Origin of the sequence: Chitinophaga varians, from assembly GCF_012641275.1 — a bacterium.
Lineage (GTDB): Bacteria > Bacteroidota > Bacteroidia > Chitinophagales > Chitinophagaceae > Chitinophaga > Chitinophaga varians_A.
This window is the reverse complement of the sequence record NZ_JABAIA010000001.1, coordinates 3,453,614-3,467,420: the sequence shown is the minus strand read 5'-3', so window position 1 is coordinate 3,467,420 and position 13,807 is coordinate 3,453,614. Positions and strand designations below refer to the sequence as shown.

The 13,807-nt window shown below is 50.6% G+C and carries 12 protein-coding genes; 7 read left to right on the top strand and 5 right to left on the bottom strand.

The window, feature by feature from the left end; all coding sequences use genetic code 11:
• Positions 1-34: 34 nt before the first annotated feature.
• The 5 genes from HGH92_RS14220 to HGH92_RS14200 all read left to right on the top strand — a co-directional run bounded on the left by HGH92_RS14220 (position 35) and on the right by HGH92_RS14200 (position 5,581).
• Complete coding sequence (locus HGH92_RS14220) at positions 35-1,342, top strand: MFS transporter (protein WP_168871353.1); 1,308 nt, start codon at positions 35-37, stop codon at positions 1,340-1,342.
• A 28-nt stretch (positions 1,343-1,370) separates the two neighbouring features.
• Positions 1,371-2,210 carry an MBL fold metallo-hydrolase gene (locus HGH92_RS14215; protein ID WP_168871352.1) on the top strand — a complete coding sequence of 280 codons (840 nt, stop codon included), beginning with the start codon at positions 1,371-1,373 and terminating at the stop codon, positions 2,208-2,210.
• Between the two features lie 55 nt (positions 2,211-2,265).
• Complete coding sequence (locus tag HGH92_RS14210; RefSeq protein ID WP_211092587.1) at positions 2,266-2,646, top strand: co-chaperone GroES family protein; 381 nt, start codon at positions 2,266-2,268, stop codon at positions 2,644-2,646.
• Positions 2,647-2,865: 219 nt separating this feature from the next.
• Complete coding sequence (locus tag HGH92_RS14205) at positions 2,866-4,416, top strand: helicase HerA-like domain-containing protein (RefSeq protein WP_168871351.1); 1,551 nt, start codon at positions 2,866-2,868, stop codon at positions 4,414-4,416.
• Positions 4,417-4,534: 118 nt separating this feature from the next.
• Positions 4,535-5,581 (top strand): Gfo/Idh/MocA family oxidoreductase, encoded by a 1,047-nt coding sequence (locus tag HGH92_RS14200; RefSeq protein ID WP_168871350.1) that lies wholly within the window; start codon positions 4,535-4,537, stop codon positions 5,579-5,581.
• A 77-nt stretch (positions 5,582-5,658) separates the two neighbouring features.
• Here the strand turns inward: HGH92_RS14200 and HGH92_RS14195 are convergent, their stop codons facing one another.
• Positions 5,659-7,560: an ATP-dependent DNA helicase RecQ gene (locus HGH92_RS14195; RefSeq protein WP_168871349.1), complete on the bottom strand. Its 1,902-nt coding sequence runs from the start codon at positions 7,558-7,560 to the stop codon at positions 5,659-5,661.
• 36 nt (positions 7,561-7,596) lie between these two features.
• Positions 7,597-9,705, bottom strand: coding sequence for a heavy metal translocating P-type ATPase (locus HGH92_RS14190; RefSeq protein ID WP_168871348.1), 2,109 nt, complete (start codon positions 9,703-9,705; stop codon positions 7,597-7,599).
• 131 nt (positions 9,706-9,836) lie between these two features.
• On the opposite strand from HGH92_RS14190, the gene tsaE reads away from it, so the two are divergent.
• Complete coding sequence (gene tsaE / locus HGH92_RS14185; protein WP_168871347.1) at positions 9,837-10,274, top strand: tRNA (adenosine(37)-N6)-threonylcarbamoyltransferase complex ATPase subunit type 1 TsaE; 438 nt, start codon at positions 9,837-9,839, stop codon at positions 10,272-10,274.
• 40 nt (positions 10,275-10,314) lie between these two features.
• Complete coding sequence (locus tag HGH92_RS14180; RefSeq protein WP_168871346.1) at positions 10,315-11,532, top strand: alanine dehydrogenase; 1,218 nt, start codon at positions 10,315-10,317, stop codon at positions 11,530-11,532.
• A gap of 73 nt (positions 11,533-11,605) precedes the next feature.
• Here the strand turns inward: HGH92_RS14180 and HGH92_RS14175 are convergent, their stop codons facing one another.
• The 3 genes from HGH92_RS14175 to HGH92_RS14165 form a co-directional block, all read right to left on the bottom strand.
• Entirely contained in the window at positions 11,606-12,400 is a 795-nt protein-coding gene (locus tag HGH92_RS14175; protein ID WP_168871345.1) for an undecaprenyl-diphosphate phosphatase, read from the bottom strand.
• 79 nt (positions 12,401-12,479) lie between these two features.
• Positions 12,480-12,761, bottom strand: coding sequence for a DUF3098 domain-containing protein (locus HGH92_RS14170; RefSeq protein WP_168871344.1), 282 nt, complete (start codon positions 12,759-12,761; stop codon positions 12,480-12,482).
• A gap of 31 nt (positions 12,762-12,792) precedes the next feature.
• Entirely contained in the window at positions 12,793-13,665 is an 873-nt protein-coding gene (locus tag HGH92_RS14165) for a cell division protein FtsX (protein ID WP_168871343.1), read from the bottom strand.
• Positions 13,666-13,807: the final 142 nt, after the last annotated feature.

Sequence of the window (13,807 nt, the reverse complement as noted above, 5' to 3'; positions counted from 1 at the left end):
TTATCTTCGTTGCCAACTAACCGCTTCGCGCTATATGATTACTGCCGGCAAAAAAGTACTCAACGGCTGGGCCATGTATGACTGGGCCAACTCCGTATACAATCTCGTTATCACTACCACCTTCTTCCCCATTTATTTCCTCGCCGTCACCGACGAACACGTCTCCTTTATGGGCATGCGTTTCGTCAACTCTGCCCTGTATAACTACACTATGGCAGCGGCTTTTCTACTGGTAGCGATCGCGTCTCCGATCCTGTCGTCTATTTCCGACACCCGTGGCAACAAAAAGAACTTCCTGAAATTTTTCACCATCCTGGGCTCCGTGTCATGCGCAGCGCTTTTCTTTTTCACCAAAAGCACGCTATGGCTGGGCGTATTGGCCTTTATGCTGGCCACTATGGGCTACTGCGGCGGACTGGTGTTCTATAACTCCTATCTGCCTGAAATAGCCGCTCCGGAGGACCGTGACCGTATCAGCGCCCGCGGCTACAGCATGGGCTACATCGGCAGCGTATTGCTGCAACTGGTAGGCTTCGCGCTGGTCATGACCCTGCCTTTCGGCCTGGATGAAGGCACAGCAGTAAGAGGCACCTTCCTGCTGGTAGGCGTATGGTGGCTGGGTTTTGCCCAGATCACTTTTGCCACCCTGCCCGCTACCAAAGCCACTGTCAGCAAACACAGCAGCGGTGCGCTCACCGAAGGGTTCGGCGAGCTGCGTAAAGTATATGCCCAGGTAAAAACAATGCCGGTGCTGAAACGTTTCCTGCGCGGCTTCTTTTTTTACAGCATGGGCGTACAGACGGTGATGATGGCCGCTACTATTTTCGGCAGCAAAGTGCTGAACCTGCCGTCCGATAAACTGATCGGCACGGTGGTGATCATCCAGGTGGTGGCTATTGCCGGCGCCTGGGGCATGGCCCGCCTTTCCGGCATCTTCGGCAATCTTCGTGTATTGATTGGCGTTGTCATCGTATGGATCGGTATCTGTATAGCCGGTTACAAAATGCAAACCGCTACCGACTTCTATCTGCTGGCCACGGCGGTAGGCCTGGTGATGGGCGGCATACAGTCGCTCAGCCGTTCCACCTACGCCAAGTTAATGCCTGAAACACAGGACACGGCCAGCTTCTTCAGCTATTACGATGTTACCGAAAAGCTCTCGATTGTGATCGGTATGTTTTCTTTTGCTTATATTGATGATTATACAGAAAACATGCGCAACTCCGTCCTCGCCCTGGTCGTGTTTTTTGTGATCGGCCTGGCATGGATCATTTCGGCCCTGCGGAAACAAAGGCAGCTGGCCGGGATGGAGACAGAAAAAGAAAAGCATTTAGTCATGTAGTTGCCCTGGCAACCCAATACACGAGCATATGAAATTATACACCATCGACACAGGTTTCTTCAAACTGGATGGCGGCGCCATGTTTGGCGTAGTGCCCAAAACACTGTGGAACAAAACGAACCCTGCTGATGAAAACAACCTGTGTACCTGGGCCATGCGCTGCCTGCTCATCGAAGACGGCAACCGCCTGATACTGATCGATAACGGTATCGGCGATAAACAGGACGCTAAATTCTTCAGCCACTATTACCTGCACGGCGATGCCACCCTCGATAAATCCCTTGCGGCACACGGCTTTCATCGTAATGACATCACAGACGTGTTTTTAACGCACCTCCATTTTGATCATTGCGGCGGCAGCATTGTACGGGAAGGCGATAAGCTGGTGCCTGCCTTTAAAAACGCCACCTACTGGAGCAATGAAGACCACTGGAAATGGGCTACTGTGCCCAACGACAGGGAAAAAGCATCTTTCCTGAAAGAAAACATCCTGCCCATCCAGGAAAGCGGCCAGCTGAAATTCATCGCTCATCAGGAGGGCGTTGCTTTTACCGATCATATGAGTATCCGCTTCGCCAATGGCCATACCGACGCCATGATGCTGCCGCAGATCCGGTATAAAGACAAAACCATCGTATATATGGCCGATCTGCTCCCGTCTATCGGGCATCTGCCGCTCCCTTATGTGATGGCGTACGATATGTTCCCACTGACCACCCTTACGGAAAAGAAAAAGTTCCTGCAGGAAGCGGTAGACAACCAGTACGTATTGTTCTTTGAGCATGATCCTGTCAATGAATGCTGTGTACTGCAAACCACCGAAAAAGGTATCCGGGCAGGGGAAACATTTGCCCTCAGCGCCCTGTAGCACTGTCACTATGTCATTGCCCACAGGCCTGCATCATTTTTGATCAGCGTACATCATGGCTATACATATTACACCGGACAATAAACTAAAAAAACTGATCGTTGTTGGCGATCGTGTACTGATTAAGCCAACAACACCGCACGACCGTACCAAAAGCGGATTATACCTGCCTCCCGGTGTGCAGTCCAAAGAAAAGGTACAGAGAGGATATGTGATCAAAACCGGTCCCGGTTACGCTATTCCTGTTCCCGTGGAAGACGAGGATTCCTGGAAGCCGGAAGAGGATAAAGTGAAATATATCCCCTTACAGGCCAAAGAAGGCGACCTTGCTATCTTTCTGCTCAGTGGTTCCACAGAGATCGTATATGAAGACGAAACATACTTCATTGTGCCACAGGGAGCCATCCTGATGCTGGAAAGAGAAGAAGACCTGTGATCATTTACAGATTTTGATATGTTGATATTTGGATCCCGCCCCCTGGGCGGGATTTTTTATGGGGATTAATTTAAATATAGGGAGATGAATTCCGCCTTACAGGCGGAATTTTTGTTTATATTATCGGAAGATTATATTTCGGTCCGGGTATGCAAACTGCCATCCAACGGCAGCGATTGCAGCCTGTTTTTGTTATCTTCATAAAAAACAATTTACACCATGGCCAATCAAGAAGCATTTCTGGAGTCCATTAAGAACGGCTATACATTTAAAGGCGAGCATTTCAAGTTAGGATGTGCTATGCTGGATGGTGAAGTGATCAGTGGAGCAGATGTATTCCTCCCTCTGAAAACCATGAACAGGCATGGTTTGATCGCCGGCGCCACCGGTACCGGTAAAACCAAGACCCTGCAGGTGATCGCCGAAGGCCTCAGCGATGCCAGCGTTCCCGTATTATTGATGGACATCAAGGGCGACCTTAGCGGTATCGCTGCTGCCGGCACTGACAATCCCAAGATCCAGGAACGGTACCAGAAAATCGGTGGCTCCTGGTCACCCGCCGCATACCCTTCTGAACTGCTGTCCCTCAGCAACGAAAAAGGTGTCCGCCTGCGCGCCACCACCAGCGAATTTGGCCCCATACTGCTTTCCAAAATACTGGAACTGAATGATACACAGGCAGGCCTCGTAGCCATGCTGTTTAAATATTGCGACGATAACAAGCTCCCGCTGCTGGACCTGAAAGACTTCAAAAAAGTGCTGCAATTCGCTTCTGATGAGGGCAAGGCAGAACTGGAAAAAGACTATGGTAAAATATCCACCACTTCCACCGGCACTATCCTGCGCAAAGTGATAGAGCTGGAACAACAGGGCGCCGATCTCTTCTTCGGGGAAAAATCCTTTGAAGTGGATGACCTCATGCGCATCAGCGACGATGGCCGCGGCGTAGTCTCTATCCTGCGGGTGGCCGATATCCAGGACCGCCCCAAACTCTTCTCCACCTTCATGCTCAGCCTGCTGGCAGAACTATATGCCACGCTGCCTGAAGAGGGAGACCTCGATAAACCCAAACTGGTGATGTTCATCGACGAAGCGCACCTGATCTTTAATGAAGCCAGCGACGCGCTGTTGAAACAGATCGACACCATCATCAAACTGATACGCTCCAAAGGCGTAGGCATTTTCTTCTGTACCCAAAACCCTATGGACATCCCTGCTTCCGTGCTCGGACAACTGGGCCTTAAAGTACAGCACGCCCTGCGCGCCTTCACCGCCAACGACCGTAAAACCATCAAACAGACAGCCGAAAACTATCCGTTGTCTGACTTCTATAAAACGGATGAACTGCTGACGCAGATTGGCATTGGCGAGGCGCTGATCACCTGTCTCAACGAAAAAGGCGTGCCTACGCCGCTGGCCGCCACTATGCTGGTATCGCCGCGCTCCCGTATGGACGTGCTCACCGACGCGGAGATAGATGCCCTCGTCAATAATTCCAAAATGGTGAAGAAATATGCCGAGACCATCGACAACGAAAGCGCCTACGAAATACTGACTGCCAAACTGCAGGAGGCAGCAGAAAAAACAGCTGCAGCCGCCAGTTCCGGCTCATCAGGCACCGGCAAACAAAAAGAAGAAAAAAGCCTGCTCGAACAGGTAATGGGCAGCTCTGCCATGCGGCAGGCAGGTCGTACAGCCGCCAGCGTTATCACCCGCAGCCTGCTGGGGGCGCTGGGCCTCGGCGGCAGAAGCAAGAAGTCAATTTTTTAGTAGTTGTGCCAACCGGTTACGATTGACAAACAAGGATTTGTACAGAAAAACTGATCGTTTTTTTATACTTTAATCCGGAATAATACTAACCGGCCGTACGCCGATTTAAACGATAATTATGAGTAAAGTGATCAAAACGGGCATCTGCTCCTTCGGCATGTCCGGACAAATTTTCCATGCGCCATTTATATACGTGAACCCGGGCTTTGAATTCACCGCCGTGGTGGAACGTAGCAAGGACCTGGCCAGACAAAGATATCCTAACGTAAAAGTATATACGTCCGTCGCCGATCTGCTGGCAGATAAAGAGCTGGAACTGATTGTTGTAAACACGCCCAACTACACCCACTTCGAATATGTGAAAGCCGCGCTGGAAGCAGGCAAGAACGTGATCGTAGAAAAACCTTTCACTGTTACGGCCGCCGAAGCGGAAGCCCTCATCGCGCTGGCGAAAGAGAAAAAACTGCTGCTCAGCGTATACCACAACCGCCGCTATGACAGCGATTTCAAAATCGTTCGTAAAGTACTTAACGAAGGCCTTCTCGGCGATGTCCTCGAAGCAGAAATCCACTACGACCGCTTCAAGGAAGAACTGAGCTATAAAAAACACAAGGAAGTGGCCAACCCCGGTACCGGTAGCCTTTACGATCTCGGTTCACACCTGATAGACCAGGCGCTGCAACTGTTCGGGTTTCCCCAATCCGTTTGGGCAGATATACGGATCATCCGGAAAGATTCCGTTGTAGACGACTACTTTGAACTGGTACTTTTCTACGACACCCTGCGTGTACGCCTGAAATGCAGCTATCTCATCAGAGAAGCGCTGCCTTCCTATCAGATCCACGGGCGCATCGGCTCTTTCATCAAAACAAAATCCGATATACAGGAAGCACAACTGCAAAGAGGCCTGTTGCCTAACAGCCCGGACTGGGGCGCCGAAGCGCCGCATGAATGGGGATTGCTGCATACTACCATCGACGGAAAAACCGTGAAACAATACCTCCCCGGCACCAGCGGCAACTACATGGACTACTATCAGGGCATCTATGAAGCCATCGCCAACAATGCGCCCAACCCGGTAGACCCGAAAGATGCGAAAAATGTGATCAGAATTATTGAAGCAGCCTTCCAGAGCAGTAAAGAAGGCCGTGTAATTTCATTATAATATTGGGCCATTTGGTTATTTGATTGTTGAAGGATGATAGGTATCCTTCAACAATCAAATAACCAAATGCTTAATGACTAAATGCAGAGTTTCCCCTCCTCATCGCGGCGCAACAGCCCTTCTTCATTCATGAACTGTAACACGGCCATCAGATCGCTTCTGCGGATATCAGGCAATTGCTGATGCAATTCCGCAAACAGTAGTGGTTTATCTTTCAGTATCCCTGTAACGTTGTCTGCTATACGTTTAAACGATGCAGCATCCGGCGGGGATGATTTTTTCTTCAGGCATACATCACAGATGCCACAAGGCGCTGCGTCCTTCTCGCCAAAATAAGCCACCAGCTGCTGCGTACGGCAGGTATCACTGTTACGGGCATACGCAAACATAGCCGCCAGCCGGTCGGCATATACCTTTTTACGTACTTCCACCCGCGCCATATTGATACGCAGATTGGATGCCGACACCCTTTCCTGCAGAAAGCAGAGCTGTGGCTCGTCACGCCGGGCGTGATAATGGATAATGCCGTATTGATGCAACTGTTGCAATAACGCAGCAATATCATCATCCTCCATATACATGATCCTTCCTATCTGCCTTTCGTATATCGGCACCGCGTGATCAAAAATACCTTCATAGGTACGCAGCAACACCTTGATGATCTCTTCCAGCGCGGGATACGCGTTTTCAAAAGCGTACAGCGATTCTTTATTGGTCACGAATTCCACCCGGGAAGGCAGGAACACGCTTTCACTCAATTGCAGCACCTCTTCCTGTTCCAGCAATTTGATAGCGCTGTACACCATCGTCAGGTTGAGCTGGAAAGTGCGGGCAAAATCATTGATATCAAAATCAAAATAAACGCCTTCCGCGCTGCCTACCGGCACCTGGAGATAGTTCACCACACATTGGTACACTTCCCGCACCTGTTCCAGCGTTGGGAACTGCAATGCGATGCGCTCCTGCATTTCGGCCAGTTCCTCTTCGTTGTACAATAATACGGCATAGGCTTTTTGTTCATCCCTGCCTGCGCGGCCAGCTTCCTGGTAATAAGCTTCCAGGCCATCGGGCATATCGTAGTGTACCACGATGCGCACGTCCGGTTTGTCGATGCCCATCCCGAAAGCGTTGGTACAGACCATTACCCGGTTTTCATTATTGATCCAGGCTTCCTGCCTGGCGGCCCTTTCGGCCTGCGGCAGGCCGGCGTGGTAGTAACTGGCAGATATGCCCTGCAATTGCAGGAGGTCTGCTATTTCCCTGGTACGCTTGCGGTTGCGGCAATACACGATGCCACAGCCGGGCACGCGGTCCAGTATATGTTTTACTTTATCGATTTTAGTGGCTTCTTCCAGCACACTGTAGGAGAGATTGGCACGGGTGAAACTTTTGGTAAACACTTTAGCCTCCTTCATCAGGAGCTTATCGCAGATGTCTGTCTGTACTTTGGGTGTGGCAGACGCGGTAAGTGCCAGCACCGGCGCCTCGGGGAAATAACTCCTTATATCTGCTATTTTCAGATAGGCAGGACGGAAATCGTACCCCCACTGAGAAATACAGTGCGCTTCGTCCACCGCGATCAGGTTCACCGGCAGGCCATCGCAATAGGTTTGAAACAGTTTGCTTTGCAGCCGTTCAGGAGATACGTACAGGAATTTACATCCTCCTCTGCGGGCCGCTTCCAGCACACGTTCCACGTCTTTGTACAACATCCCGGAATAGATCGAATACGCCGTGATGCCTTTCTTTTTGAGGTTGGCCACCTGGTCTTTCATCAGGGCTATCAGCGGTGTGACCACGAGGCACAGCCCCGGTTTCATCATAGCCGGCACCTGGAAACAGATGGACTTGCCGCCGCCGGTAGGCAACAGCGCCAGTGTGTCCTGGCCTGCCAGGATATTGCTGATAATATCTTCCTGTAATGTGCGGAACTGGTTATAACCCCAGTATTGCTGCAATATGGCTACGGGTGTGCTCAAATTTTTTCGCTGAATAGTGCGTTCGCAATTTACTATTTACGACGCATTTACCACCCGTTTATACCGCAACCGGACAGAATTGACGGCCAGCACCACATCGGAGAGGCCCATCACACCGGCGCCCACAATAGGATTGAGCAATCCGAGCGCAGCTACCGGAATAGCCACCACATTGTAAACAAAGGCCCAGAAAAGGTTTTGTTTAATGGTAAGGTACGTGTGTTTTCCCAGTCCCAGCGCCAGCGGCAATGAGCCCAGGTGATTATTGAGCAGCACCACATTAGCGCTTTGCATGGCCACCTGTGTGGCGTCGCTGAGAGAGATGCCGATAGTGGCTTTGGAAAGTGCCGGTGCATCGTTGATCCCGTCGCCTACCATGGCCGTAGGAGATTGTTGCACGAAGCGGTCTATCTGCTCCAGCTTTTGTTGTGGCGACTGTTCCGCATATACCTCCGTGATGCCCAGCGCTGTGGCCAGTTCCCGGCATTTGCGGGCAGTATCGCCACTGAGCAGCACCGGCTGGATACCGGAGGTTTTCAGTTGCTGAATCACCGTCGCGGCTTCGGGACGGATTTCATCGGCAAAATCAAGCCATCCCATAAGGATGCCGTTGCATACCAGATAGAGGTTATGGCTGTCATCATCTGTAAGTCCGGCTGCCATGCGGAAAGAGCCCAGCTCCCATTCGTTACCTTCCTTGTCTTTGGCCCGCATGCCCAGTCCCTTATGTTCGCGCACCTGCTGTAACGGCACTTCTCCTGCGGATTTCCACATAGCGGCCACGGAACGGGCAATCGGATGGGAAGAATATTTTTCCAGGCTGTAAACGATTTTACGGAAAGTCAGGTCTTCCATCGTGGTATGATAGTGACGAAGGGTCAGTTTACCGGTAGTAAGTGTTCCTGTTTTATCGAATACAACGCGTTTAATGTCTTTGAAAAGCTCCAGAGTATGGCCTCCTTTGATCAGGATGCCATTGCGGGCGGCACGTCCCAGGCCTACCATCACTGCTGCCGGTGTGGCCAGCCCCATCGCGCAGGGACAGGCTATCACCAGAACGGCTATACTGCGCATCATGGCAGTGCCGAAGGTAGTGTGACCGATAAAATACCATCCCAGGAAGGTAACGACAGCGATGCTCAGCACCAGCGGCACAAAGATGGCGCTGATACGGTCAGCCAGCCGCTGCATGGGCGGTTTATCGCTCTGGGCCTGTTTGACCAGCTCTATGATATAAGACAGCACAGTGTCTTTGCCTGTCGCGGTGATGTATACTTTGATACTCCCGTCTTCCAGGATAGTGCCGCCAATGACTTTATCTTTTTCTTTTTTGCTGACAGGGTCGCTTTCGCCGGTGATCATAGACTCGTTGATATGACCGCTTCCCCAGTAGATGGTGCCGTCCATCGGTATTTTGTCGCCGGTATTGACCAGCACACAATCTCCCGGGCGGAGTGTCCGGTTGTCTATTTCGTGGATATGTTCATGGCCATGGTCGGTATTGATAAGGCGGGCCATGGTGACCTGCATGCGGGCCAGTTCCGTGATGGCAGTAGTGGTTTGTCGGACTGATTTTTCTTCGAGCAGGTTGCCCAGGAAGACGAGGGTAATAATGGCGGCCGTGGTTTCGAAGAACAGGTAATCGGGGTTGCCGTTTACCAGGGCGCCGATGACGCTGTAAATGAAGGCGGCTGAAGCGCCGAGGGTTACCAGCACGTCCATATTGGCCATGCGGTTCATCAGGGAGCGGACAGCGCTTTTACCAAAATGCCACAGCCCGGTGATAAATACCGGCAGCGTAAGCCAGAACTGTGTCCATGGGTTATGCAGCCAGTGCCAGTCCACCCACATATGCAGCAACAGTGGCAGTGTAAATATTAAGCAAAAGAAAAATTTAAAGGTCAGGGTTTGGTATACCGGTATCCTGGCCGGTGCCTGGTCGGGCAATACCACACGGAAACCGAGGTCGTTGATACCATTCAGCACTTCCGCCGAGTCAGCGCCGGCCGGGGCGATGAAGCTCACCTCTTCCGTAGCGAAGCTGACATTGATATTTTCCATGCCTTTTTTCTCGAGGTATCGGGACACACTGAGCGCACAATTGGTGCAGTGCATGCCTTCCACCTTGCAACTTACTGATGTCATGGTGTTTCCTTTTTTCCGGTTACAAAATTACCCTATGACGCGCTACGTCCGTCAAATATTAATGCAACAGCGTATAGATTTAACATATCCCTGCGGCGGCGAAAAACAGCCATAAATCGCTACATTTGCCTATGCAATGGACATTTACGCTGGAACAGCTGCCGGACGTAGCCGGTGCTTTCTGGAATTATTTTGGCGATAAGCAGGTATTTACGCTCAATGGCCCCATGGGTGCCGGTAAAACCACGATGATCAAAGCTTTGTGTGCGGCCAAAGGCGTAGCTGACGCCACCGCCAGCCCTACTTTTTCCATTATCAACGAATATGGTTACCAGGACCCGCAGGGAAAAGCCCGCCGTATTTATCATTTAGACCTCTACCGTTTGAAAGATGAAAACGACGCGATCAGCGCCGGTGTGGAAGACACGCTCTACCAGGACGCCATCAGCTTTGTGGAATGGCCTGACGTCATAGCTCCCCTCCTGCCACCGGACACCATCCACCTTCAGCTGGAGGTGCTGCCTGACCAAAAAAGGGTGCTGCGCGAAATTTCCGCATCTGACAAATAGTGTATCTTTACAAATACAGAAAAACAATATTGACCGTTTTATGGAGCAAAGGCAAAAACCTGTAGTGAGTGCTGGCTTTACTTATTCACCACTGGAAGAAACGCTGGATATCCCACAAAAAAATTCCCGTTTATTCATCGGTATACCCAAAGAAAACTCCTTCCAGGAAAACCGTATTGCCCTGACGCCCGACGCGGTAAGCATCCTGGCTGCACACGGACATCATATCGTGGTGGAACATAAAGCCGGCGACGGTTCCCACTATTACGACACCGACTACTCAGAGGCCGGCGCTGAAATCGTTTATGATAAAAGGGAAGTCTTTAAGGCAGAAATCATCGTTAAATCAGCCCCGCTGAACGATGAGGAAATAGAGCTGTTACATCCCCACCAGATTGTTATCTCCCCCATCCATCTGGCTGCGCTGAAAGCGTTGCAGGTGCAGAAGATGATGGACAAACGTATCACCCTGTTGTCTTTCGAAAACCTGAAAGACGATGCCGGCACCTATCCCATTGTAAGGGCGATGAGTGAAATTGCCGGCGGCGCCGTGATGCTTATTGCCGGCCAATATCTGAGCAATGGCAACAAAGGCAAGGGCATCCTGCTGGGCGGCATTACCGGTATCCCACCTACCAAAGTGGTGATCATCGGCGCCGGCATCGTTGGCGAATTCGCTGCCCGTACCGCCATGGCACTGGGCGCATCCGTGAAAGTCTTCGACAATAACATCTACAAGCTGAAAAGGCTGCAAAACAATATAGGCGTACGGGTATTTACCTCCGTTATACAGCCTAAAGTGCTGGCCGAACAACTACGCAATGCCGACGTGGCCGTAGGCGCCCTCTCCTCGCAGAGCGGCCGTACGCCCATCGTGGTGACAGAAGCCATGGTCAGCAATATGAAGGCCGGCTCTGTGATTGTAGATGTGAGCATAGACCGCGGCGGTTGTTTCGAAACCTCTGAAATCACCAGCCACGAAAACCCTGTCTTCAAGAAATACGACGTGGTACACTATTGTGTTCCCAATATCCCCTCCGGCTTTGCCCGCACCGCCTCCGAAGCCATCAGCAACGTGCTGATGCCCCTGCTGGTGGAAGCTGCCGATGACGGCGGCTTTGAGAACCTGGTGTGGATCAAGCGCGGCGTAAGAAACGGGATCTACCTGTATAAAGGCGCGCTGACCAACTACCACCTCAGCGAAAAATTCAAGTTGAAATATACTGACCTGGAACTGTTACTGGCAGTCAAAGGGTAACAGGTCTGAAAGATAAAAGCGAAGCGCCGGTGATATGATATCACCGGCGCTTCGCTATATAATGAATAATAAATTATAATTTTTTGCCCATCAGGATGGCGGCAATGATGATGACCCCCACGATGATACGATAGTAGCCCCACATCTTAAAACCGTATTTTTTGAGGGTGCCGATGAAGAATTTGATCGCCAGCATGGCCACCACAAAAGCTACGATATTGCCTACCAGCAGCAGCTTCAGGTTTTCCGGATGCGCCATCAGCAGCTCTCTGCCTTTGAGCAGCTTATACCCTGTGGCGGCAGCCATGGTAGGCACGGCCAGGAAGAAAGAGAATTCGGCCGCTTCGCTGCGGGTAAGCTTTTGCTGCATACCACCGATGATGGAGGCCGCACTGCGGCTTACGCCCGGTATCAGTGCCAGGCATTGGAAAAACCCGATGCGCAGGGCGGAGAATATGCTGATTTTCTCATCGGAATCAATTACCGGGTTACGGAACCAGTTGTCCACAAACAGCAGCACAATACCTCCCAGGAACAGGGTAATGCCTACAGTCAGCGGACTTTCCAGGAGTTCATCAATTTTATCGCTGAAGAGATACCCGGCAATAAGGGCAGGCACTACGGCCACGGCCAGCTTCAGGTAAAACTGAAACCTGTTTTTGTCGAAAACAAGGAATTTCCGCCAGTACAATACCACCACGGCCAGAATGGCGCCCAGCTGTATCACTACTTCAAACAGTTTGGTAAATTCATCTTTGTTGATACCCAACAGGGAGCTTACAATAATCATATGCCCTGTGGAGGAAATAGGCAGAAACTCAGTCAGCCCTTCCACAATGGCGATAATGATGGCATGGAAGAAGTTCATTAAAAACAAGTATGGTTAAAATGTGATAAAAAAAGCGATGAGGGCATCATCGCTGTTATAATATGATTGTTGGCTCAAATTATTCTTTTGTTTTGGGGCGTGCCATGATGGCGTATACCTCTATCAGCAGGCCCAGTACAATCACAATGGGCGCCAGGGTGATACGACGGAAGCTGTACACCTCATTCACATCGAATGTATTGGGATCGTTGCTGTTTCCACCCATCATCAGGAGGAATCCGATCACAACTACTATAATCCCCGCTAACATGTACTTGTAGTTTTCTTTAGGAAAGATAGGCCGGCTGTCGGTCACCTGGGTATCTTTTGTCACAGTTGATCTGAGCGTTTCTTTAGCCATAGTGTTTATTTGTTAAGATGATGATATTGCATTAATAAAGGTCGTCCAGTTTCAGCCGCAGGTATTTCATTACAGAGCGGTGGGTACTGAACAGGGAGATCGCGATGCCCACTACGATCATGCCCAGGAAAAGCAGGGCGATCATCATGTTGTCACGTAATCCGTTCAGCTCCGGCAGCGCTTTGTCAGCAAAGGACAGGATGCCCACGAGGCCGGCGATGGCTATCAGCGCGCTGATAGCGCCGTTGGCGATACTACGGAGATCGAACGGCTTGGCGATGAACCAGCGGGTAGCACCCACCATCTGCATGGTCTTGATCAGGAAACGGTTGCTGAACATGGCCAGACGGATGGTATTATCGATCAGGAAGATGACCACCAGCGCCAGCAGGCAGCTGATAATCAGGATCACCATCCCTATTTTATTGACGTTTTCATTTAGTTTCTGCACCAGGCTGCGCTGATAGGATATCTCCCGGACAATGTTCTGCTGGGTGAGATTGTTTTCGATGACCTTCAGGCTGTCTGTGTTCACATAGTTGGCGTTGGCCTTGATATTGATGCTGGCGTACAGCGGATTGTACTGCAACAGCTGGATGAAATCTTCGCCAAAATCCTTTTTAAAGCGGTCTGCCGCCACATCCTTCGATACGTATTCAATGGATTTGATATACGGTTTATGAGCAATGGAATCACGGAGGGCCAGTGCCTGGTTCTCTTTCACATTATCTCTCAGAATCACCTGAATTTCAATGTTTTCCTTGAAATACTTGCTGAGTTTGCTGGCATGGATGACCACCAGGCCCAGTGTACCCAACGAAAACAATACCAGCGCTACCCCGATAATGGAGTAGATATAGGACGGTTTAGACTTCTTTGCTGATGATTTCCCGGATTGCGCCATTAATCTTGCAGTTTATCGGCGAAAATAATAAAAATTAGTAGTTATGTGTTTAATTTTGCCAGTCCAACCTGTCACCGGCAGCAATATATGTTAAGAAAACGGCAATATATAAAGATGTTGGGGGATGTCATTGCTGTATTAA

Coding starts and splice junctions, on each gene's coding strand:
- tsaE (WP_168871347.1), top strand. CDS start 9,837: ATGCAATGGACATTTACGCTGGAACAGCTGCCGGACGTAGCCGGTGCT.
- HGH92_RS14220 (WP_168871353.1), top strand. CDS start 35: ATGATTACTGCCGGCAAAAAAGTACTCAACGGCTGGGCCATGTATGAC.
- HGH92_RS14210 (WP_211092587.1), top strand. CDS start 2,266: ATGGCTATACATATTACACCGGACAATAAACTAAAAAAACTGATCGTT.
- HGH92_RS14200 (WP_168871350.1), top strand. CDS start 4,535: ATGAGTAAAGTGATCAAAACGGGCATCTGCTCCTTCGGCATGTCCGGA.
- HGH92_RS14205 (WP_168871351.1), top strand. CDS start 2,866: ATGGCCAATCAAGAAGCATTTCTGGAGTCCATTAAGAACGGCTATACA.
- HGH92_RS14165 (WP_168871343.1), bottom strand. CDS start 13,665: ATGGCGCAATCCGGGAAATCATCAGCAAAGAAGTCTAAACCGTCCTAT.
- HGH92_RS14215 (WP_168871352.1), top strand. CDS start 1,371: ATGAAATTATACACCATCGACACAGGTTTCTTCAAACTGGATGGCGGC.
- HGH92_RS14170 (WP_168871344.1), bottom strand. CDS start 12,761: ATGGCTAAAGAAACGCTCAGATCAACTGTGACAAAAGATACCCAGGTG.
- HGH92_RS14175 (WP_168871345.1), bottom strand. CDS start 12,400: ATGAACTTCTTCCATGCCATCATTATCGCCATTGTGGAAGGGCTGACT.
- HGH92_RS14180 (WP_168871346.1), top strand. CDS start 10,315: ATGGAGCAAAGGCAAAAACCTGTAGTGAGTGCTGGCTTTACTTATTCA.
- HGH92_RS14190 (WP_168871348.1), bottom strand. CDS start 9,705: ATGACATCAGTAAGTTGCAAGGTGGAAGGCATGCACTGCACCAATTGT.